The organism is Pseudomaricurvus alcaniphilus (genome assembly GCF_011440395.1).
GTDB lineage: Bacteria > Pseudomonadota > Gammaproteobacteria > Pseudomonadales > Cellvibrionaceae > Pseudomaricurvus > Pseudomaricurvus alcaniphilus.
In genome coordinates, this window is sequence record NZ_JAAOIX010000006.1 from 96,593 (window position 1) to 118,343 (window position 21,751).

The following is a 21,751-nucleotide window of genomic DNA, read 5'->3' on the forward strand; positions in this document are numbered from 1 at the left end:
TTAACCCAGTGCTATTTATCCCAAGTGCTATGATCCCACCAGAGCCAGGTAGCGAATGTTACCGGCTCTGCATAGGCTGCGGTCGTGTGAGTACAGCTGAAAAATAAAAAACGGGTGTGATCATGAATGCAGAACAACAGTTGTCCGCGCATAAAGCTGGCAGTATCGCCGACAGTATTCAGCGGCAGGCGTTTCGTACCGATGCGGTTTATGACAGCTACCAGGACGCACAAGCTTCAGCGCCTGGCTACGATATAGAAGTTCATAAACTGAATTTGCCCACGTCCGGACGAGGAGTCTATTACTCCGAGCGCCATTGTTTTCTTGAGTACGTCGAAGCGCCTGGACACTGCCTCAGTGCGCGCTATCCCGACAGCGATGAACCCCGCTCTATTGGTCAATTGATTTTTATTCCCCCGGGATTTGAGCTTGAGTGGTGTTGGGAGAAAGGGGTACAGCGCACGGTGACGTGCATGTTCGAGGTGGAGCGTATTGCCATATTGTCCGGTTACGACTGGCGTTGGGACGCTGTCGATGTGGCGCGTACGTTCGATATTCAAAACAGCTATTTGCTTATGGGCATGCGCAAGCTGGGTGAGGAGGCGTGTCGACCCGGTTTTGCCAGTGAATTGCAGATTGAGAATACGCTGGCGCTGATGGCGGTTGAGTTGCAGCGAGAATTTGTGGGTCGGTCTGCACCAGTGGCAGCTTCCTGCGGGCGCTTGTCGACGTGCCAGCTAAAGCGGGTCCGTGATTACATCTATGCCAGCCTTGGCGATGAGCTGAGTGTCGACCGAATTGCCCGTCATTGTGACCTGTCCGAGCGGGAACTGTCGGAGCAGTTTAAAAATACCGTCGGCATGACTTTGCGCCAGTTTGTTGCGATGGCACGGGTGGACCGGGCCAAGCTGTTACTCGCCGACCCCCGCTTAATGGTCAAGCAAGTCGGCTATGAATGTGGTTTTAAAGGGGCGGCGGCGTTCGTTGCGGCGTTCAGGAAAGCAACCGGTGTAACCCCTGCCGAATACCGCAAGCGTTACATGTAGGCAACATGGATTAATTCTTCCCTGAATTAATCCATGCACGCCAAGAGGGCGCGCCTGGCGGGCTTTCTCAGGGAATGATTTTGGGGTAGTAATTAATGGCGCCGACCTCCAGCAGGTCGCCGAGCATGCTGCCGTCGTAGACCCCCTTTGGGTCTTGTACGGTGGGGTCTTCAAATGACCAGGCCTGGCGCTTGTAGGTCCAGTTGTCAGGTTGCAGGCGGTGTGCTTCGCGCCAGTGGGGTATGGCATCGTCGTGGTGCCCGGCCAGGTGCAGGTGTTGGCCGAGTTCATAGCGGGCTGCGGCCTGGGCAACGGCTGGGGGGCGCGGCTGTGAGCGATCGATGACTTCCTGTTCTGACAGGACATATTGGCTGTTGGCGCCGTGTTCTGCCCAATCCTCGAGCATTTGCAAATAGAGCTCGGTTTCAAAGCGCATTTTTTTGACTTCGCGGAGGATCTGCACGTGCGCCGGGGTCAGCTGCTTGACGCTCTCCCACTTTTCAATGTCATCCAGCTCCATTTCGGTAACCGGTGTGCGTCCGGGCCAGGAGGGCTCCGCGGGCCTGACGATCACGCCTGCTTCATTGATCCAAATGCCATTGGGAACATTCACAACACCAAACAGCTCGCCCATGATATGGGCCTGGTCGATAAGCGCTGGGTGTCTGGGGTTGGCCAGTTCAATCCACTCCCGCACGGCGTCAGCGCCGGCGGTGTCCATGGCAACGGTGACAATCTCCAGGCCCTTGGGGTAGAGACGCTCCCTGACTTCTGCCCAGATTGGCCCGTCGGTACGACAGCCACACCAGGACGCCCAGGTGGTGAGCAGCACTTTTTTGCCGCGCAAGCTCGCCAGTTCAAACAGTTTGCCTTCCAGGTCGGGCAATACCAGGTGGGGAGCTTGGGCTGTGGTAAGTGCGCGGCCGGTGAGGGACTCGGGGCCGAGCGCCCAGAGTTGATGTTTTTCATCCTTGATCAACGGCATACCCAGTGCTTCGGCGACTACCGCCCCATTGAGGCTGCCATTGGCATTGCGAGCATTGGCTGGCAGCGGCACGCACTGTTCACCCTTGCAGGCTCCCTGGGGCTTTATGCTCCAGCCTGTTCGCTGTTCAAATTGTGTCGGATCAATATCCAGTGCGGTGAGAATCATGGTGTCACTCCTGAGTTAACGCGTGGCGGGGAAGCAGATCCAGCATTTGCTCTTCAGTCATACCCAGTTGGTATTGGATGTCGCGAATATCCCAATACTCACGCCAGGCGGTGATTTTGTTTTGCTCATTAAATTCGAACACAGCGCAAACGCTGGAAAAAATACGCTGATTATTTTTTTTCATGGTGACGTGGTCACGGCGCTCGGTGAAGACATAATTGTCACTGCCTGCACAGGCAATGATTTCGCAGTCACAGTCTGTGTAGTCCTGAAATTGACGCGCCAGTTCGGCGACCACATTGTCGCGACCGCGCAGTGGCTTGATTGCCGGTACGTGAACCTGATAGTAAGCGTTTTTGTCAAACGCCGCTGCGAACCTGTCGAAGTCCGGTTGCTTGCTGTGCAAGATGGCGAGTATTTCAAGAACGATGCGTTGTTTGCTGTTGTCGCTAATGCCGCTGTTCATGGCCACAAGGTATACCGTCAGTTAGTGAGTGTACTTGTTAAGAGTGACCTGGTAGTAGTGGTCCGATAAAAATGCCTGATTAAGAGTGCCTGGCACCTCATGGTGCCGGGTTACAGGGGTAATAGTTGAGGAAATACTGGGCGTAATCAAGTGCAACTGATATCGCTGAGCTCAGGAAAGTGTCGATGAAAAACGTGGTGTTATTGGACGATATTTTATGTATTTCAGCGATATCTATTTCGCTGGTTCCGCACCCGCCGCTGAACTAGTGTTTGCGGCTGCTGCAGTAATTTCGTCGCTGCCGGCCTGGTTTAAGTGGTAACCGGATAATCCTATAACGATAACCCAGGAACGATGACTATGTATCGACACCCGTTAACCCTTTCTTCACTGTCACTCTGCTTGCCATTACTGGCATCGATGGCGGTGGCCGAGTCTCCCGCCAGCGACCGCAAAGCGGTATCGCTGGAAGAAATCGTTGTTACTGCCCGCCGTCGGGAAGAGGCCCTGCAGGATGTGCCGGTATCCATTGCGGCGCTATCGGCTGACAGTCTGGAGAAATCATCGGTGCAGGAGCTGGAAAACCTCACTGCGGTGGTACCCGGGTTCCGATTCAGCTACGAGGGTGGAGCCAACAATGTGTCCATGTCATTGAGGGGGTTTGGCATCATTCCGCTGGGAGAAGGCGTGCCATCGGTGGTGGTTTACAGCAACGATGTGCCACTGCCAAAAGTAGGCGGCAATATCTCTACTTACGATTTGGCCAGTATCCAGGTACTCAAGGGTCCCCAGGGTACCTTGTTTGGTCGCAATACCATCGGCGGTGCGGTACTGATCTCTCCCACTGCACCGGCCTACGAGCAACAGGGTTACCTGCGCGCGGGCACCGGGAATTACGGCGCCCGCCTGCTGGAGGGGGCGGCCAATGTGACCTTGGTGGATAATGTCGCTGCGCTGCGCGTGGCAGGACAGTTGCGTCGCCGGGAAGGCACTGAAGTTAATCGGACTTCCGCCGGTCCCGATACCAACGAGATCGATCAACAAAGTGTGCGGGTTTCCTTGCGCCTGGATCTTTCGGAGCAGTTGAGCAATAACCTTGTACTGGACTATACCCGCTCGGATCGCAGGCCGGGTTCCGACCATGTGGTCGGTTATAATCCGGGGATAATTGCGGCCGCATTTACCCCGTCGCTGGGGGCCGCTGTCGCGGGTGCCTATGAACAGGCCATCGCCGACCAGGTGTCGGTCTTGCAAGCGGCAGGCGCACACCATGTGGCAAATAATTTTCACAGCGATGGCAATCAGCGTTCACACCGGGAACAGACCGAGCTGTGGGGGCTGGCCAATACCACCGAGCTGCAAACCGACAGTATTACGCTGCGCAATATATTTGGCTATCGCCATGTTTCCAGCACCATCACGGCGAATACCCAAGGTGTCGGTGACATCGATGGCCCACTCGGTCCATTTGTCATTTACCATTTGGCCTCACAGGATGAAAAAGAGTATTTCTCCAATGAATTCCAGCTGCTCGGCGGTGATGATCGGCTCGATTGGATAGCGGGTTTTTTCTACAGTCAGGACAATCCCACCAAGGCTATGGGCACTAGTGCGCAAGCGTTTAACTTGCTCGCCTTTGGTGTCTCTGATATTCACACCACGGCCCTGGCCGAGAACGAAAATTACGCCGTCTTTGGCCAGCTCGATTATCATTTGAGCGATGCCCTGACGCTGAATTTAGGCGCTCGTTACAGTTGGGACAAGATCGAAGGCTGCGGTGTTGGTGGCTTGAACAGGTTTCTGACCTGGTCCGAATGTAAAAGTGCCGGTGTCGAAACGGTGAAGGCGGACGGCAGTGCGCCAACCTGGACCCTGGGCCTGGATTATAAATTGACAGACGATGTGCTGCTCTACGGGATGTATCGCCGGGGTTATCGCGGGGTTAATATCAATACGCCCCAGTTTGCCTCTGTCTTTACCACCGGCGGCAGTGACCCGGCCTGTGTTCTCGGCGCGGGCCAGTGCCCGGATCTGCGCGCCTTCCAGACGGTAAATGAGGAACAGGTCAATGATTTCGAGCTGGGGGTAAAGGCCGACTGGAGTGTGGGGGAGGTGGTTGGGCGCAGTAATGTGTCCCTGTTTTACACCGATTATACCGACGCAGTGCAATTCGTTTCCGTGCGCGGCGCAATACCCGCGGCCGCACCGGACAACCCGACGCGCTCTTCAGTGGCAGTCAACGCAGCGGATATGACCATTCAGGGGCTTGAGTTTGAGTTGATGATTGAGCCGAGCGAGGGCTTGTCCCTGACCTTGACCGGAGCCTTTGTCAATCACCGTATTGACGAGATTAATGTGCCGGCTATAGGTACCCAGCTGCTAACCAAAGATAACGTCACTCTGCCGACACCTGAATTTTCTGGCACTGCTTTGCTGCGCTACGAATTTCCCGGTCGGGTCCTGGGCGGGTACCTGAGCGCCAGTGCCGACTACTTCTATACCGAAAAGTGGGATGCACAAAGCGGTATTTCCCTGCCCGGTTACGATTTGATGAATACGCGGGTCGATTTGGCGCGGCTGGGAGATGGTCACTTGGGTCTGGCGCTTTGGTGCCGAAATTTACTGGATGAAGAATACACCAGCGCGCCGGGGACGCTGCAGGCTTCGCTGCCGGCGAAAACGGCATTTTATGGCGACCCTCGAACCTTTGGTATGGAGCTGAGCTATACATTTTAACGGGCCGGTTTGACCTCGGGTCAAACCATACTCAGGCCCAGTTCAGCGACAGGCTTATTCTAACAATATACACTATTGTCACTCTGATAAATATTTTCAAGGTGTATTTATGAATGCCTATACCCCGCTCACTGTGGAAGATCCCGTCGCCGCTGCCCGGCAGCTGCTGCCGCTGCTTGCCGAACACGCTGTCGAGGCAGAGCAATTGGGGCACATGCCCGCTGCCGTGTTCGAGGCGATTAAGGCCGCCGGGCTGTTCCAGTTTATGTTTCCGCAGCGGGCTGGCGGGCTGGGCCACAAGTTACTCACCCACACCGAGACCGTGGCCGAACTGGCCAAAGCCGATCCCGGCACGGCCTGGGCCTTCGGGCTGCTGTCCAGCGTCACCGCGTCGGTGGCTTCCATGCCGGCGCCGGTGCGCGACCAGGTCTTTATTCGCGGCGACGAATTATTTTGCAGTGTGGCGGCACCGACAGGTACCGCCAGGCCGGTTGATGGCGGTTACCTGGTGAACGGACGCTGGGGCTATGCCTCGGGTTGTATGCACGCCGATTACGCCCTCAATGGCATCCGCGTGCAGGACGCCGATGGCAATACCATCGACCAGGGGTTCGCCATCGTACCGCTGCGGGATAACCCTTGCACCGGTATCGACATTACCTGGCAGGTGGCCGGCGTTTGTGCCTCGGGCAGCAACACCGTAGTGGCCGAGGGATTGTTGGTTCCGGCGGAATGTATTGTGCGCCCCGCAGCGCTGAAAGCCGCCGCTGCCAAGGCCAGCGCCGCCAGCCTGGCGGCCATGCAGGCGGCCATGGAGCCCCGCGACCGCTGGCCCCAGGAACCCCTGTTTCCGCTGGTAGTGCTCTCGCCGATGCTGGGTGCGGCCCAATCCCTGTTGGAAAAAGTAACCGCCGATATGCACGGGCGCCCGGTGATTGGCTGGAATTTTTCCAGCAAAGCCGAGTCGTCGGTGTTTGTGCAGCAACTGGGGCAGTCGGCCATGGAGATCGATTCCGCCTGGATGCATGTGCGCCGAGCCATCCACGATATCGATGTCACTGCCCAGCAGCGAGTCCTGAGCGGTTTTGACAAGGCCCGCATCCAGGCGGATTGCGGTCACGCCATGGGGTTGTTGCGCGGTGCGACGAGCCGGTTGATGGATGTGGCGGGTCCGGGCGCCTTTGCTTCGGCCAATGCCTTGCAGCGTTTGTGGCGCGACCTGAACGTGGGCAGTCGCCACACTTACCTCAGTTGCCCGTTGTCGGAAGAGCTGTACGGCCGTGCACTGAGTGGCCTGGACTCCACCATGACCAATCTTGCCGATGTAAACTCCTGAAGGAGAAGCGAGTAATGGCGGCAGTGCCCACAGCAGAGGACAATGAAGACTTTCGGGTGCGGGTGGCGCGGGAAAAGCGCGAGCGCATGCGCTTGCGCTTGCAGGACGCCGCCATCGAGGTATACAGCCAGGCGTCGCTGGCGCGTATGCCAGTGGTGGAGGATGTGATCAAAGCGGCGGCCGTGTCCCGCGGCACCTTTTACAAATACTACCCGTCGCTGGAAGAGTTGCTGGCGGATATCGGCCAACAGGTGGCCGGCGACGTACTGCAAACCTATCGCTTGTTAGTTGTCGGCGGCGACAACGCCGCTGCCACCAATCTGCTACTGGGGCCGGTGTTGTCCATGGTGCACGCCGGCATGGAATCCGCCAGGGCTTCGATCACCGCGCGGCTGGACTTTGTCGAGTATTTCTCCCGCGATAACAATATGAAAAAAATTCTCGCCGGTGCCCTGGTCAAGGCCCGCAGTGATGCAGTGATTGAGTACGACCACATTGACGCCGCCACCGATTACGTGGTCGGAGCAACGCTGGAAGCCATTCGGCGCCTGGCGCGTTCGCAACAGGTGGATGAACACTACATTAAAACGGTCGCCGGAATGATAGCCCGCGGCCTCGGCATGTCGCCGGCGGTAACCCGCTCGGCGGTGGACAGCAGTTGGCATACTATCCAGGCCAGTGCCAGCAGGCTACCCTGGTGGCAGCCGGAAATTATTTCCCGAGCATAACAGGAGCGCGACTTTGGAAAAGAATCAACAACTGGAACATTTTGTCCACGCCCAGGTGGAGTGCTGGAACCAGGGCGATAAGGAGGGGTTTCTCAAGTGCTACAGTGACATCGCCCCCAATGGCCTGTCAGTGGAGATTGTTGGTGCGCCGCAGATGGAGCCGCAAGTGGCGCTGGAGGCCATGTGGCGAACCCAGCCGGACATTCGTATCGACATTGTCTGTGCAGTGGTGGTGGGCAACGAAGCGGTGACCCACCATCGAAATATCAAGCGCAGCAGTGGTGAATTATCCACCGATACCCTGGAGATTTACCAGCTGGACGATGGCAAATTGTCGGCCCGCTATTTTGTCTCCCACCCTGGGAGTTAATGCCCGTACAGGCAGAGGAAATAGTATGCGAGCAGCGGATAATTTTGTTTTTCTGCACGGTGGTAATCACGGCGGTTGGTGCTGGGCCAGGCTGATGGAAAGCCTGCAGCAACGCTTCACTGGCCGCATGCTGGCGCTGGATATTCCGGGCTGTGGCAGCAAGCGCGGGCAGCAGCGCGAGGCCATCAGTTTGCCGATGGTGGCGGATGAATTGATCGACGATATTCGCCAGGCCGGTATCGACCAGGCGGTACTGGTGGGCCACTCCATGGCCGGTGTGGTCATGCCCTATTTGGCGCAGCGGGCGCCGGACCTGTTCAGCCAGCTGCTGTTTGTCACCACCTGCGTGCCGCGCCTGGGCGAGAGCATAATGCAGACCATGGGGGCGAGCACTCGCGGTGTGGATGCGACGGTGGTGGGCTATCCATTGGACCCGGCCAGCACCGAGCCAATGGATTTGATGCGGGCTATGTTTGCACCGGGCCTGTCAGAACAGGATGTAGAATGGCTGCTGCGCGAATGCAGCCAGGACCACTGGCCAATGCCACTGGCGCTGGAGCCATTAGTGGTGGATATGAATGACTTGCCAGTAGCCAGGGCTTACATTGTCACCGAACAGGACCCCATCTTGCCGCCGGAATGGCAGGGACGGTTTGCCGAGCGCAGCGGTGCCCGGGCGCAGTATTCAATTGCTGCAGCACACGAAGTATTCCTGTCACATCCCGCAGAGCTGGCCGCCCTGATTGAACGCGCTGTGTCGGAAAAGTAGCGACAGCAGTGGCTTCGAATTTCAATGGGCGCAAGTTCGGGGGCCACTCCGCTGGCCCCCGTTTCCCAATCAAACGTTAAAAACGCAGGGTAAGGTCGACCCCAAAAGTGGTCGGGTTGCCGGGTGTGGCGATCGATAATCCCAGTCCGGCGTTCACGTTACCCAAAGCGTGAGAGTAATACTCCTCATCCAGCAGGTTTTTGCCGTAGGCGCGAATCTCCAGATTGGGCTCATCCAGTTTCAGGCTGATGTTGGCGTTGAGCAGGCCGTACTCAGGCTGGATGCGGATGTCGTCCGGGGTGCCGGGGCCGTTAGCCGTGGGGACACCGCCCACCAGGCGAATGCCGCCGGGGTAATCCTGGGGTGCCATATCCATTTCCGCGCGCCAGGACCAGTCCAGCTGCAAATGCAGTTCACCGAAGGCGAGCGCCTGGGTGTAGGCGGCGGAAAGGCTGTAGGTCCACTCGGGAACTTCGAGAAAATTCTCCGCGGAATTATCGATGCCACCACTGGTAAAGCTATCGTATTCGGGCTTGGTGTAGGCGGCGGTAAAACCGAGGTCGAAATTGTCCGCCAGCAGTGCGCGGACTTCAATTTCCAGGCCATCAATGGTTGCCGAGGCAGCATTGAACAGTACAGAGCTGCACTGGGTGCCGGTACAAGCGACTGCTGAGCGCTGGATATCCTTGTACAGTGAGCGGTAGTAGGCGATGTTGGTGCGCAGGCGTTGCGCCAACAGGTCGGCCTTTAAGCCCACCTCAAAGTCAGTCACTTTTTCCGGCAGCAGGCGGTTGCCGGCCAGCGGGCTATTGCCGATGATGCGCTGGTTCACGCCGCCACTCTTGTAACCCCTGGCGGTGCGGAAATAGACCAGCGTGTTGTCGCTCAGGTCGTAGTCGGCGGCTAGCAAGTAGGACAGGTTGTTCTCACTGTTCGGCACTTTGACGTTGCAGGCCACCAGGTCCGGATTGAGCGCCAGTGGCAGGCTGCAGGTAAACGGCGCGACGTTGGAACCGGAACCCCCAAGGGCATTGATAACCTTGCGCTCGTGGGTGTAGCGCAAGCCGCCGGTAAGCCTCAATGCGTCAGTCAGGTTATAGGTGACCTGCCCGTAGGCGGCTTCACTGCGGGTTTCCAGGTGCGCCTGGGTAACTTGATACTGGCCATTGGTGAGGTTGGTAAACTGCCGGGTAAAGCCGTGCTCGGTGCCATCCAGCTCGTAGTAATAAAGGCCGGCGACATAATTCATCTGCTGCTTGAACGCAGCACCGGTTACTTGCAGCTCCTGGGTGAGCTGGTCCAACTCGATGTCGGTTTGCGCCGCGAAATTAATGATGTCGGTGGTGTCGACCTCGTAGAGGCGACTGTCGAGGGTTTCTCGCGTCGCAGTGATGGATTTTAGTTGCACATCGCCGAAATCGTAACTCATGGTCAGGGAGTAGTTTTCGGTATCTATTTTTGAGTACACATCGGTGTTGTAAGCCACTTCAAATGGATTGGAGTTGATACGATCTTGCAGGTGTTGCAGGGCGGCGGCTTGGCCGGCGGCGGTATTTTCTCCGCTCAAATTGATCGAGCCCTCCATCAGTGACCCCCGTGCCACGTTCGGATCTATATAGACCAGGCGGGTCAGCAGGCCGTTGTCATCGCCGTCCACCGCATCGGCGCGCAGCACTGCGGTAAAGGCGTCGTTGGGGGTGTAGAGCAGGGTGCCGCGCAGCGTTTTTATTTTCTGCGCGCCGACGTCGGTGTCGCGCTCGCGGTCGCGGCCATAGCCGTCCCGGCTGCTATTGCCCGCCACCAGGCGCACAGCGAGGATATCGTCGATCAGGGGGATATTCACCAGGCCATGGAGGTTGTGACTGCCGTAGTTGCCGGCGCCAGCTGTGATTTCACCCTCCAGCTCGCGGGTTGGCAGGCGAGTGGCAAGACTCACTGCGCCACCGGTGGTGTTGCGACCGAACAAAGTACCCTGTGGACCTTTCAGCACCTCCACTTGTTGCAGGTCCAGCAGGGCGTTACCCATCAGCCCGGCGGTGCCACTGAGGTATACGTCATCCACGTAGACGCCGACCGAGGGATCGACCGAAATCGCGATGGTGCCCTGGGTCTGGCCGCGCATCGACACCAGTGGTGAAAAACTGGAAGTGGCGGTCTGCGAGAATACCAGCGATGGCACCTGGTACTGCAACTCTGCAATATTTGTCACACCCTGGTTTTTTAATTGTTCGGCATTGAAAGCGGTAACCGCCAGCGGGATATCCTGCAGGGATTCCTCCACTTTTCTGGCGTTGACCGTCACTTCCTCAATGCTGTGTCGCTGGTTGACCTGGTAATCCTGGTGCCGATTGTCCGCGGCAGCTGCGGGAGCACTGGCGGCGATCGCTGCACATAAATGCAGCACTGGCAGGAGTTTACGATTTTGCATAGCGTTTCCTTTTGCGTGAGTTATTTTTTTAATCTTTAGCTGCACCGGTAACGGGGCTGGTGCTGGAGATTAACACAATTAATTCATGTGCATTAATAATGTATTCGCATTAATTGCTGGCGCAGTACACAATAGTCGCTATATGGATGGCGGCGGTCGCGGCTGCAGCGAAGCATCGATGGGAGCATCCACAACCTTGCGGACTTCCAGGCCGGGTTCGTGCAGAATGAGCCCGGGTGGTAAAGTATCGATACGAGGCACTACACTAACCCTTTGCTGCCTGGCCACAGGAGAAAGAACATCCATGAGCAGTCTCCCTAAAACAGATACCAGCACCACCCGGAATCTCATTATCACCACTGCCGAGCGCATGTTTGCCACCAGCGGCATTCACGGCGTCGCCCTGCGCGCCATCAGCCAGGCATCAGGCCAGGGCAATTCGGTCGCGGTGCAGTATCATTTCAAAAATCGTAAGGGCCTGGTTGCGGCGATCCTGAGCCAGCGTATCGAACGCATCGACGCGCGCCGCCGGGAATTACTGGATGAATTGCTGGGTGATTCGGCAACGCTGGCACTGAGGGATTGCCTGTATGTACTGCAGCAACCGCTGGTGGAGATGCTGGATAACGACAAACGCCACACCTTTGCCCGGTTTTTGCTGGCTTGTTATGCCACCCCGGATTACTGGAATATCAATACCGGCTTTGGCGTGCGCGCCTGGGTAAAAAGTAAAAAGGCGGGTGACAACACGGCCACCATGCAGTTATTAAACCTGATTTCCGAACACCTGCAGACTACCCCGGACAGGGTTCTGGCCTGGCGTATCCTGGAGTACGTTCGCTCTATAACGGGTACCATTGTGGGTTGGGAAAATGCCGTCGATTCGGGCATTGATATGCCACCACTGGAAGTACTGATGGATGACCAGATCAGTATGACCGTAGTGGCATTGAGTGCGCCGCTGTCGGAGAAAACCCGCAACTATCTGCAACTCGCAGGCGCCAGCGGCAAGAAGCGTTAGTTCCACTCAATCAGTATTTTGCTGGCGTACCAGGCTAACTTTTACTGGCGTGGCCTGGAGAATAGTTTGGCTGGCGATGCAGGCTTCCTCGCAGATCTCGAGAAATTCCGCCAGCCTCTCCTCCGATTCGTCGCTGTCCAGGATTACCATGGTTTCAATGCCATCGCAGCCGCCAATGCCCTGATTGCCGCGCTCCACATGGCCCAGGGTAGTGTGAAAGTTGGCCCGCAGTTCCAGCCGAATGCGGCGTATGTCCAGGTCGGAAAAGCGCAGGAAGCCGGTGATGTGAGTCATCAGGCAAAAGCCCATGCCCGCCATAAAATAGGCCAGCGGGGTCGGTGCCGACTCAGCACCGCCCAGCATTTTGCCCTCGTCGCAGTGTATCTCAAAGGAGGCGCTACCGGGCGTGGCGTTAAGCACCTGGGCGCGTTTGCCGCATTCGCTGGTAGGCTCAATAATCACATCCAGAGGAAAGCGGTAGGGTTCGCCCTTGCGGGCTTTGTGCCGTTCAGCCGGGGGCAGTGCTTCCAGAGTCGGTGCTTGCTCCAGTTTGCTGACAATATTGACCGCGGTTTGCACCGGTCGCGCCCAGTGGGGCGGGGAATTTGCAGTGTGCGTCATGAAATATATCCATTGGGGTCTAAGCGGACCGCTGCCCACCCGTCAGTGAGCAGCGGCGGTGGTGGCGGTTACATGGCAGAGGGGCGGAATGTGATTCGCAGCAGGATTTCCCGCCCCCTGTTGACGTAGCCCACCAGGTCAGCCAAGCCGCCGGAGGTGTTGGAGCCGGTGAGTGAACCGACCCCGGTGGTAGGTGCGTTGGATGATGACTGGGCCCGGTATTCATCGTTCAGGTTGCGGCCGAGCAGTGCCACCTCCCAGCGTTTGTCCGCGCTGAAAACCTGCAGGCCACCATTGAGGTAGGTGACACCGTCCTGCCGTGCACCGGGGGCCAGCTCCGGATGCGGGTTGTACTCCGAGCGGTAGGAGAGATCGGTGCTGATACGATAGCCGATGGCAGATTCACCGAAGTTACCCGAGTAGGCGACTCCGAGATTGCCCGACCACTCGGAGTCGTTGGGCAGTTGCGCCCCGGACAAATCCTGGGCCTGGTAGCGACCAGTGCCGGTATCCAGTCCCAGGGTACAGCCGTCGGCCTGGGTTTGGCCGATATAACAGGACGCTTCAAATTCGTCGAAGTGAGTATCGCTGTAATTGAGCGCACCATTGACGCTGAGCCCCGGCATATTGCTGGGGTTCAGCTCAAAATCCAACTCCGCACCGCGCAGACTGGCCTCGGCGGCGTTATTGATTCGAATAACCGGCAGGCCACTGGTGTTGTCCAGGGAGTTGACCTGCAGCTCTTTATATTGGTAATCGTAGAGCGCGGCATTGAGGCGCAACTGGCCTTGCAGCGCGCGCGCGTGCAAGCCAAATTCAAACCCCTCGACGGTTTCCGGTTTAAACAGGAAGTCCTGTGGCGAGCCAAACGCACCCTGGTTGATGTTGGGTGTACCGAATCCTCCCGATTTAAAGCCCTCTCGATAGCTGGCGAACAGGGTTAAATCATCGTTGGGGCGCCAGCTCAGGGTGAGCTCGGGAGAGATATCATCAAAGCTGGCGGAATCCGGTGCCAGCGGCTGGGCGTCACCATTTCTGTCGATGGCCAGATCGCGTTCTTCATCGGTCCAGCGCAAGCCGCCGGAAATCTCGACGCTGTCGCTCAAAGCATAAAACAGAGCACCAAATGCGGACAGTGTCTTGCCGTCAATGGTGTGATCAAAACGCGGACCCGGCGTGGCAATGTTTTGGATGTAGGTGTTTAACTCGGTGGATTCGACAAAGCCGCCGACGAGAAAATTGAGCGGGCCGTCAAAGCTGGAGCTCAAGCGCAACTCCTGGGAAATTTGTTGCCACTCGGTAATACCGCCGATGGTCAGGCCGGCAAAGGCCGAGGCGGGATTGTAGGAGTAGGTGTCGTAGCGTTTTTCCTCGATATCGGCGAAGCCGGTAACAGCGGTCAGGCGCAGCTCCGGGTTGATGTCCCAGTCCGCCTGCACGCTACCCAGCCCCAACTTGTACTGACCGAGTCCTTTTTCGTTTTTACCCAGGTCGGAATTCAGCAAGTGTTGCGGGTTGATGCTGCCGTGGGCATAGGTGTCGTTGGCCTTGCAATCGCTCACCGCAAGCAGGTCGGTGAGTGCGGACTGAACTGCCGGGTCGGCACTCAGGCGCGCCACCTGGAATCCCACTTGCGCAGTGCCATTGGGGCAGTATATGCGCTGGTTGGAGCCCTGTTGGAAGCCCGGTCCTTCCTGTTTCGCGTGGCTGAACTTGGTGCGCACCTGCAAGCTGTCGCTGGCTTCCCACTGCAGGCTCGCACGGGCGAACAGGAAGTCGTTTTCCGGGCCCTGGTCCATTCGGGCGTTGACAGCGCCGGGCACCAGCGCGTTGGCTTGTGCTTCGATATCGGTAGCCTGGTTATCTACCCAGCCTTTGATTTCGCTGGAGTTTATAAACAGTCGACCACCGAGGCTGTCAGTCAGGGGGCCGGACAACATAAGGTCGACGGAGGCTTGCTCGGCATTAAATTCGTAGCCGGCGCGCACCAGGCTGGTAAAGCTGTCGGTTGGGTCCTGGGTGGTAATAGAGATGGCTCCAGCGGGGCTGTTTTTACCAAAGAACAGCGCCTGCGGACCGCGCAGCACTTCAATTTGTTGCATGTCCAATTGGGCAATTCGCAGTGCGGTACCGCGGCTCAACTGGACGCCGTCGATATTGACGGAAACGGTCTGTTCAAAGGAGGCATTGGAACCGGCAGAGGTGCCGATACCGCGCATAATGATCGCGCCGCCGAGGCCGCCGGATACCTCGCTGACGGTGAGGCTGGGCACCACACTGGTCAGGTCGGCAAAGCTGTCGATACCGGCATTGTCAATGTCTTCTGCGCTGAAGGCCGAGACCGTTACCGGAACTGTCAGGTCGGACTCGGCGCGCATGCGCGCGGTGACAGTAATCTCCTCGATCGTTCTGTTGGTTTGTTCGGAGTTGGTGGTTGAGGCTGCTTGTAGCGGGGTGATGCTACAGCAGATACTGAAGGCGGTGGCGGTGTAAAGCGCGCTGCGAGCCGGAGTTATTTTCATCTGCGTTGTCCCTTGGATTTATTGTCGGTTTTATTTTTAAAGTTTTATTTTTGTGCGGATAAGTCGGTATGTGGGTGGCGCTGAACCGAGGCATAGAATACCACAATAATGCATATGCATTAATAATGTATATGCATTAAAAAGAGTTGCGCGAGTATTGATTGGCTATAAAGCTGTGGCCGACGGCTGCATGCAAAACGGCGCCCGCGCCTCGACCACCGCATTACTTGCTGCTGCATAATGACGCGATCAGGCGGCTGCCAGTGCGCCGGCAACGGCGCTGGGAAATTAAAGTTTTAGCGGCAAGGGTGTAACGACAGGGGGCGAGCGGCCGAGCCAGTCACGGCCTTGCCGATGCGGGCCATAGGTTGGTAATCAGGGGGTCGCTATCTCGCTGGCCAAGCGCCTGGCTGCGCTCAAACGACTGGCGGCGAGGAAGTGCAGGCCGGCCCAGAGGCTGATGCCTGCCAGGGTGAGTAGCCCCACTCGAATGGAGTCCGCGCCGCCGTGGAGGTCGCTGGCCACACCGACGATAAAGGGACCCAGGCCATAGCCGATCAGGTTGGAACCAATCTGCATGGCCGAGATAATTACCCCGCGCATGCGCGGCGGCGTATTGCTAATAAGAAATGAATAACCGGGCGCTGTGTGGGTGCGGCTGGCAACTTCAAACAGGGCAAAAGCAATCACTGCCACATAAACGTGGGTCGCCAGCGCCAGCAGCGCACAAAACAGGGCGGTGACAATGCTGCTGGCGAACGGCACCAGGGGCAGTGCGCGCAAGCCACCGCTGCGGTACACCCGGTCGCCGAGGTAGCCGCCCAGCAGCGAACCGAGGCCGCCGAAGATAGCAATGGACAGCCCGACCGTAATACCAGCGACGGTAATGGAGAGGTCGTGTACCCGGATAAAAAAGGACGCCGCCCATACCAGCACGCCGGACAAGACCGCGGATTTCAGGCTCACGGCGATAAAAATATTGAGCAAAGCCTTGTTGTCGATGATGAGGGCGAAGGATTGCAGGAGGGAGGGTGCTTTGCCGGCATCGCTGCTCTCAGGGGCGGCTGAATCCTTCTCGCTGTCGGGGTTGTCATCGCTGCCGCTCTTCTCCATGGCGCCGCGGGTGGGTTCGCGGACTGTAAAAAATAGCAATCCTACCAGCAATAGCCCGGGCAATCCGGCGACAAAAAACGCCGCGCGCCAACCGTACTTGGCTGCAATGAGGCCGCCAATGGCAAAACTGACCGCGGTGCCGATGGCGGTCGACAGCCAGAAAATACTGATTGCGGTTGAGCGGCGGTTTTCCGGAAATAAATCGCCAATAATTGACAGTGCGGTCGGTGCTCCGCCGGCCTCGGCGGCACCGACCGCAAGCCGGGCGATGAGCAGGTGCCAGTAGTTTTGGGCCAAGCCGCAGAGGAGGGTACACCCACTCCATACTGTAACCAGTACGGCGAGCAAGTTGCGGCGGTTGACTCGATCGATCAAATAGCCCAGCGGTATACCCGCCAGGGAATACAGGGTGGCATAGGCCAGCCCGGTGAGAATTCCCACCTGGCTGTCACTGATGCCGAACTCCTGCTTTAGTGGCTCAAGGACGATGGATATCACCGAGCGGTCCACCGCGTGGCAGACATAAATCAGGGTCAGCAGGGCCAGTGTGTACCAGGCGTGAGACGAAATTTCTTGTTTGCTGTTGCTGGGGCTCATGATTGGCCGGTCCCTTGCTCCCGGTGGAAGCGCTGAGAAATTATTATCTTGTTAATTATTTTTGGCGGCTGCATTATGTAATGCAAGTGAATTAAATGCAATTGTATTCGAACTGTTACGCTTACCGAATCATCACTGCAGGAGGTGTTTTTATGCTGGCTTTCTACCATACCCCCATGTCGTGCTCGACCGCTTCCCACATTGCCCTGGAGGAGTGCGCAGAGACCTATAGCCGTCATCGCATTCGTCTCTATAAGCCGGATGAACACGCCGCTTACAAGCGCGATGTCAACCCATTAGGCACCGTGCCGGCACTACAGACCGAGCGCGGATTGCTGACGGAAAACCTGGCGATCATGTGTTACCTGGCCGACCGGAATCCGCAGCTGCAGTTATTGCCGCTGGATAATTTCGAGCGCGCCCAGTGCCTTTCTTTTTTGTCCTGGATAGCCAGCAGTGCGCAAATTGCCCGCCGGCAGTCCCGGGCCCCGCAGCGTTTTACCGACGATGAAGCCGCGTACCCGGGCTTGTCCAGCAGCGGCGCTATCAAGTTCAAGGCCTGTGTGGCGCGCATCGAGGAGCGGCTCGCCAACAGCTCCTGGATCATGGGCGAACAATACACGGTGGCCGATGGCTACGCCCTGGTGGTGTATCACTGGGCGCTGCTGGACAATTTGGATATGACGCTGTATCCGCATTTTAGTGCTCACTTGCAGCGCATGTTGCAGCGGCCGGCGGTCCGCCGGGCCCTGGTGGAGGAGAAGTGCCGCTTGCTCGAATTGGAATAATCACCGATCCGTTCCTTTACGCAGGTTGCAACAGCTGTAGCCGGGTCCGGGCATAGGGTTTCTGGCCGCTCCAGCACAACCACAGGCCGAGCAGTGAGGCCGGCGCGGCGCTCAGGGTAATCGACCAATGCAGCATCGATTCATCGGCGAACACATAGTCGGTGATCAGTGCCACCAGCGTCGGCCCGAGGCCGATACCGAGCAAGCCACCCAGCAACAGGTAGACCGCAATCAATTGCCCGCGCATGCGGTTGGGGGCGACTTCCTGAATGGCCGGTGGCGCTGCGGTCTGGGCGATGGCGAGGCCAATCAGGCTGCAGCCGAGCACGGCACAACTCAAATAGGGGGTTGGCATCAGGGCCCAGATCGAGACCGTGGGCAGCAGGATGCCCTGGCCCACCAGAGTGACACGAAAGCGAGCGGCCGGTATTTGCTGCTGGTGCCAGTAGTCGCTGAGCCAGCCGCTGATCAGAGTGCCGATGGTGCCGCAGACGGCGATCAGGACACCGATAATGACCCCGGCTTCGGAGGTGGGCATGTCAAAGCGGCGCTGCATCAACGCCGGGGCCCAGGCGAGGCTGCCGTAACCGATGACCGCCAGAATTGACGGATAGACCAGCACCCGGGAGAAAGTGGCCCGGTGCTGCTTCAGGTAGGCGATGACATCGGCGACACTCGGCTGTGAATCAGTACTGCCCGTTTTCGCCGCCTCCTGGCGCCGCGGTTCGCGTACGCTGAACAGCAACCCGGCCACCAGGATGCCGGGCGCGCCGGCAAACAGAAACATCCAGCGCCAGTTATCCATCTGCCCCAGCACCGGCAGGGTCAGTCCCTCCGGGGGCAGTCCGTGCAGGATCAGGCCGCCGATAAACAGCGATGCGCCGGAACCAATGCCGATGGACATATAGTAGAGCGCCAGCGCCCGACCGCGACGGTGGGGGCGCACGTAGTCGGCGATCATGGAGTAGGCGGCAGGTGCCAGTACTGCCTCGCCGACACCGATGCCCATGCGCGCGACAAACAATTGCCAGTAATTTTGGGCCAGGCCGGAAAATATGGTCATCAGGCTCCAGAACAGCAGGCCAACCAGGATCAGGTTGCGGCGGTGGGTGCGGTCTACCATGCGTCCCAGCGGGATGCCGGCCAGGGTGTAGACGATGGCGAAGGCGTAGCCTTGCAAGACGCTGAAGGCGGTGTCGGAAATGCCGAATTCCGCGCGAATCGGGCCCACCAGCAAGGTGGGAAGCTGGCGGTCCATTTGCGACAGTACGGTCACCAGAAAGAGGATGGCAATCACATACCAGGCGTAGGCCTCGCGCGGGTAGGAGTCTGTTGTTGGTGTTTTTATCGACATTAGTTGCACACTTTTAAAAAATATGTTTAATTTAGCGCATCTAATAACAGTTTCGGCACCCTGTCAACCGAATATGCGCTGGCGGCCGGATGTATGCACCGAGGGCCCCAGCCATGCCTGAGCAATCCAATCGCCAACGGGTGGCGCAATTTATTACCGCATTCGAGCGGGGCCAGGTGGAGCTGCAGCGCAGCCTGGTGCATCCCGAAGTGGTGTTTCACTCCCCGGAAAGTTTGCCCTACGGCGGCGAGTGGCACGGTCTTGACGGCTGGCAACGCATGAAACAGGCCATTGCTGTCGTCTGGTCCGAGTTGGACCTGAAGATCCGCCGGGTAGTGGGCGCAGAGGACGACGATTGTTTTGTCATCATCGCCGACCTCAAGGCGCGATCGCGGCAAACCGGGCAGGTATACGCGGCGGAAGTCATGGAGAAGTGGCTGTGGCGGGACGGTTTGTTGGTGCTGGTGCGGCCCTACTACTGGGACACGGCGCGGGTCAACCAGGTGATTGGCGCGGCTTAATCCGGCGGCAATAGGTTCGGCCGCTCTGAATCGGAATACAGAAACAGCTCCGCTTTGTTCACCCTTGAAGCAAGCCGGGCTCTATTAATTACATAACAATATTACATAACAATAACGCGAGGTTTTTATGACGAATACAACTGCGACCACTGATCGCCCCTATCCGGCTCGCCAGGGCCGATTGCCGCGGCAGCTCGAAGAAGTCACCGCCGAGTGGCTCACCACGTTGCTGGGCCATCGCTACCCGGGTATCCAGGTTGAGGGTTTCGAGGTGGTGGAACTGAAGAACAGCCACACCACCAAACTGCGGGTTGCCCTGGACTTGAACCCGGTCGGCGTCGACGCCGGCGTGCCCCGCCACGTGTGCTTGAAATCCAACTGGTCGGAAGGCTTTGAAAGCGGTGAGATCTGCGAGCTGGAGGCGCGCTTTTACTACCTGATGCGCAACGAAGTGGCGGCGCCCCTGCCAAAGGTATACTACGCCGACTGGGACGGCGATGGCGGCGGTCGCGGCATCGTTGTGATGGAAGACCTGGGCCTGGCGAGTGGCAAGTTTGGCAACAGCCAGGATCATCTCGGGGTAGATGGTGTGGCCGCGGGGCTGGAGTCCCTGGCGACGCTGCACGGAGCGCTGTGGAACAGCGAGCGGTTGGCAAAACAGGCCTGGCTGCACCGCTCCATGGACACGCCGGTGGATACCGATCAGCTACTGCGCATGTACAACTACCTGTCGTTGAATGCCAGTAAGAGTGAATACAAGGCCATTCTGCCGGACTGGATCTACGCCACCCCGGAAATCTTTGCCCACGCGTTTGATGAACTGGCGGCCCAGGAGCGCGAGCAGACTGGACCCCTGTGCCTGGTGCACGGTGATGCCCACCAGGGCAACAGTTTCCTGCGCAGCGACGGCGAGCGGGTCTGGCACGACTGGCAGCTGGTGCGCAAGGGGACCCCCTGGCGCGACCTCACCTACTTTATGCTCGGTGCGCTCACCATCAAAGAGCGCCGCTCAGCCGCGCCAGACTTGATCAAACACTACCGCGAAGCGCTGCAGGCGACCGGCGCCGAGGGCGTCCTCAGCCAGCAGCAGGCCTGGGAACAATTTCGCCGCTGGCCGGTGTACGGCATGCAAGCCTGGCTGGCCAACATGGATGTTTGGGGCCAGAGCGGGCTGGGTATGGTGGAGCGATTTTTCAGCGCCGCCGAAGATATGGAGACCATCGAGATTCTGACCAAAGGCAAAAAGCCCCGGCGAAAGGTGGTGTTGGGAGAGGGCGCGCGGCCGATTACCCAGGGTTTGACCTAGTTAGCTGAGGTTAAAATTAAACATATTATTAAAAAGTGTTAAATATAAGGCGGTCGGCTGGCTGTGGCGATAGTATCCGTCGCGCGACTTTAATACTTTTCATAACGATAAAAAGGAGTTGGCTATGGCACAGGAACAGGAAGATTTCATCCGTGAGTTCTGTGATTTATGGGGCGACGGTACTGCCGAGACCCGCCCGCAAGTAGAGCGGATCCTGGGCATGATGGCAGACGACGCGGAGTGGCAATTGTGGGTGCCCGGTGGGCCGGTCTTTAAAGGCAAGGCGGCGCTGCGCGAGGAGATCGAACGGCAGATGAGCTTTGCCAGTCACAACAAGCTCAACATCATCAATATCGTTTCCTCAGATCGAATCGTCATGACCGAGCGCTCGGATTACGCCGTGGTACGCGGTGTGCCCATGCCCCACTCCATGGTGGCGGTTTACGAACTGAATGAAGACGGTTTGATCAGCGCCTGGCGCGAGTACCTGGATACCGCCGACCTGGCGCAGAAGTCCGGGACCTCACCTCAGCAGCGTTTGGAAGAAGCAGGTCAGTAAGTCAGCGCTAAGCGCCGAGTAAAAAAATAGAAAAATTTGCAGCCACACGAAGCTGGAAGGCATGAGTTTGGTGCTTGACTCCGTGGCCGTCTCCAGCATGGATGCTGGAGTCGAGCCTAGTTGGGTGAGGCAAGCGTCTGCAAAGCATGCTTTGCGCGCAGCCGAACGCCCACAATCTGTGATTGTAGGCCGGCCCCGCTTGCGGGTATTTACGGCGTGCCGCGGTGTCGAGTACCAAATTCATGTCTCGGCAACTAGCCTGTCGCCATGCGGCCTTTGGCTTAAGATTTTTACAGTGCACGTATAGTTGTACGTGG

The 21,751-nt window shown here is 57.9% G+C and carries 19 protein-coding genes; 11 read left to right on the forward strand and 8 right to left on the reverse strand.

What is annotated here, in order from left to right:
* Positions 1-122: 122 nt before the first annotated feature.
* Complete coding sequence (locus G8764_RS13140; protein ID WP_166165112.1) at positions 123-1,046, forward strand: helix-turn-helix domain-containing protein; 924 nt, start codon at positions 123-125, stop codon at positions 1,044-1,046.
* A gap of 67 nt (positions 1,047-1,113) precedes the next feature.
* Here the strand turns inward: G8764_RS13140 and G8764_RS13145 are convergent, their stop codons facing one another.
* Positions 1,114-2,199, reverse strand: a complete 1,086-nt coding sequence (locus tag G8764_RS13145) for a ResA-like WAxxUGC motif-containing protein (protein WP_166165113.1) — start codon at positions 2,197-2,199, stop codon at positions 1,114-1,116.
* Positions 2,200-2,203: 4 nt separating this feature from the next.
* The gene (locus tag G8764_RS13150; RefSeq protein ID WP_243748803.1) at positions 2,204-2,665 is read right to left on the reverse strand and encodes a limonene-1,2-epoxide hydrolase family protein; all 462 of its coding nucleotides are present in this window, start codon (positions 2,663-2,665) and stop codon (positions 2,204-2,206) included.
* Between the two features lie 360 nt (positions 2,666-3,025).
* Between G8764_RS13150 and G8764_RS13155 the strand changes: the two genes are divergently transcribed.
* The 5 genes from G8764_RS13155 (at position 3,026) to G8764_RS13175 (ending at position 8,604) form a co-directional block, all read left to right on the forward strand.
* On the forward strand, positions 3,026-5,401 hold the full coding sequence (locus G8764_RS13155) for a TonB-dependent receptor (RefSeq protein WP_166165115.1): 2,376 nt from the start codon (positions 3,026-3,028) through the stop codon (positions 5,399-5,401).
* A gap of 109 nt (positions 5,402-5,510) precedes the next feature.
* Positions 5,511-6,737 carry an acyl-CoA dehydrogenase family protein gene (locus G8764_RS13160; RefSeq protein WP_166165116.1) on the forward strand — a complete coding sequence of 409 codons (1,227 nt, stop codon included), beginning with the start codon at positions 5,511-5,513 and terminating at the stop codon, positions 6,735-6,737.
* Positions 6,738-6,751: 14 nt separating this feature from the next.
* Positions 6,752-7,465 carry a TetR/AcrR family transcriptional regulator gene (locus G8764_RS13165; RefSeq protein ID WP_166165117.1) on the forward strand — a complete coding sequence of 238 codons (714 nt, stop codon included), beginning with the start codon at positions 6,752-6,754 and terminating at the stop codon, positions 7,463-7,465.
* Between the two features lie 13 nt (positions 7,466-7,478).
* On the forward strand, positions 7,479-7,835 hold the full coding sequence (locus tag G8764_RS13170) for a nuclear transport factor 2 family protein (RefSeq protein ID WP_166165118.1): 357 nt from the start codon (positions 7,479-7,481) through the stop codon (positions 7,833-7,835).
* 25 nt (positions 7,836-7,860) lie between these two features.
* Positions 7,861-8,604 carry an alpha/beta fold hydrolase gene (locus G8764_RS13175; protein WP_166165119.1) on the forward strand — a complete coding sequence of 248 codons (744 nt, stop codon included), beginning with the start codon at positions 7,861-7,863 and terminating at the stop codon, positions 8,602-8,604.
* Positions 8,605-8,680: 76 nt separating this feature from the next.
* On the opposite strand, the gene G8764_RS13180 is transcribed toward G8764_RS13175, so the two are convergent.
* Together G8764_RS13180 and G8764_RS13185 are read right to left on the reverse strand one after the other, a co-directional pair.
* Entirely contained in the window at positions 8,681-11,032 is a 2,352-nt protein-coding gene (locus tag G8764_RS13180; protein WP_166165120.1) for a TonB-dependent receptor, read from the reverse strand.
* A 138-nt stretch (positions 11,033-11,170) separates the two neighbouring features.
* Complete coding sequence (locus tag G8764_RS13185) at positions 11,171-11,338, reverse strand: hypothetical protein (RefSeq protein WP_166165121.1); 168 nt, start codon at positions 11,336-11,338, stop codon at positions 11,171-11,173.
* On the opposite strand from G8764_RS13185, the gene G8764_RS13190 reads away from it, so the two are divergent.
* Positions 11,337-12,053: a TetR/AcrR family transcriptional regulator gene (locus G8764_RS13190; protein WP_166165122.1), complete on the forward strand. Its 717-nt coding sequence runs from the start codon at positions 11,337-11,339 to the stop codon at positions 12,051-12,053. The genes G8764_RS13185 and G8764_RS13190 overlap by 2 nt on opposite strands.
* A 6-nt stretch (positions 12,054-12,059) precedes the next feature.
* Here the strand turns inward: G8764_RS13190 and G8764_RS13195 are convergent, their stop codons facing one another.
* The 3 genes from G8764_RS13195 to G8764_RS13205 form a co-directional block, all read right to left on the reverse strand.
* On the reverse strand, positions 12,060-12,674 hold the full coding sequence (locus tag G8764_RS13195; RefSeq protein ID WP_166165123.1) for an OsmC family protein: 615 nt from the start codon (positions 12,672-12,674) through the stop codon (positions 12,060-12,062).
* Positions 12,675-12,742: 68 nt separating this feature from the next.
* Entirely contained in the window at positions 12,743-15,196 is a 2,454-nt protein-coding gene (locus G8764_RS13200) for a TonB-dependent receptor (RefSeq protein ID WP_166165124.1), read from the reverse strand.
* Between the two features lie 375 nt (positions 15,197-15,571).
* Positions 15,572-16,906, reverse strand: coding sequence for an MFS transporter (locus G8764_RS13205; RefSeq protein WP_166165125.1), 1,335 nt, complete (start codon positions 16,904-16,906; stop codon positions 15,572-15,574).
* Positions 16,907-17,058: 152 nt separating this feature from the next.
* Between G8764_RS13205 and G8764_RS13210 the strand changes: the two genes are divergently transcribed.
* A complete protein-coding gene (locus G8764_RS13210) occupies positions 17,059-17,694 on the forward strand; it encodes a glutathione S-transferase family protein (RefSeq protein WP_166165126.1) in 636 nt (211 codons plus the stop codon).
* A 16-nt stretch (positions 17,695-17,710) separates the two neighbouring features.
* Here G8764_RS13210 and G8764_RS13215 read toward each other — a convergent pair whose 3' ends face one another.
* On the reverse strand, positions 17,711-19,048 hold the full coding sequence (locus G8764_RS13215; RefSeq protein ID WP_166165127.1) for a spinster family MFS transporter: 1,338 nt from the start codon (positions 19,046-19,048) through the stop codon (positions 17,711-17,713).
* A 113-nt stretch (positions 19,049-19,161) separates the two neighbouring features.
* Here G8764_RS13215 and G8764_RS13220 point away from each other — a divergent pair, with 113 nt between their 5' ends.
* From G8764_RS13220 to G8764_RS13230, 3 genes are all read left to right on the forward strand, one after another.
* Positions 19,162-19,569 carry a nuclear transport factor 2 family protein gene (locus G8764_RS13220; RefSeq protein ID WP_166165128.1) on the forward strand — a complete coding sequence of 136 codons (408 nt, stop codon included), beginning with the start codon at positions 19,162-19,164 and terminating at the stop codon, positions 19,567-19,569.
* Between the two features lie 127 nt (positions 19,570-19,696).
* Positions 19,697-20,875: a phosphotransferase gene (locus tag G8764_RS13225; protein ID WP_166165129.1), complete on the forward strand. Its 1,179-nt coding sequence runs from the start codon at positions 19,697-19,699 to the stop codon at positions 20,873-20,875.
* Positions 20,876-20,999: 124 nt separating this feature from the next.
* Positions 21,000-21,434: a nuclear transport factor 2 family protein gene (locus G8764_RS13230; RefSeq protein ID WP_166165130.1), complete on the forward strand. Its 435-nt coding sequence runs from the start codon at positions 21,000-21,002 to the stop codon at positions 21,432-21,434.
* Positions 21,435-21,751: the final 317 nt, after the last annotated feature.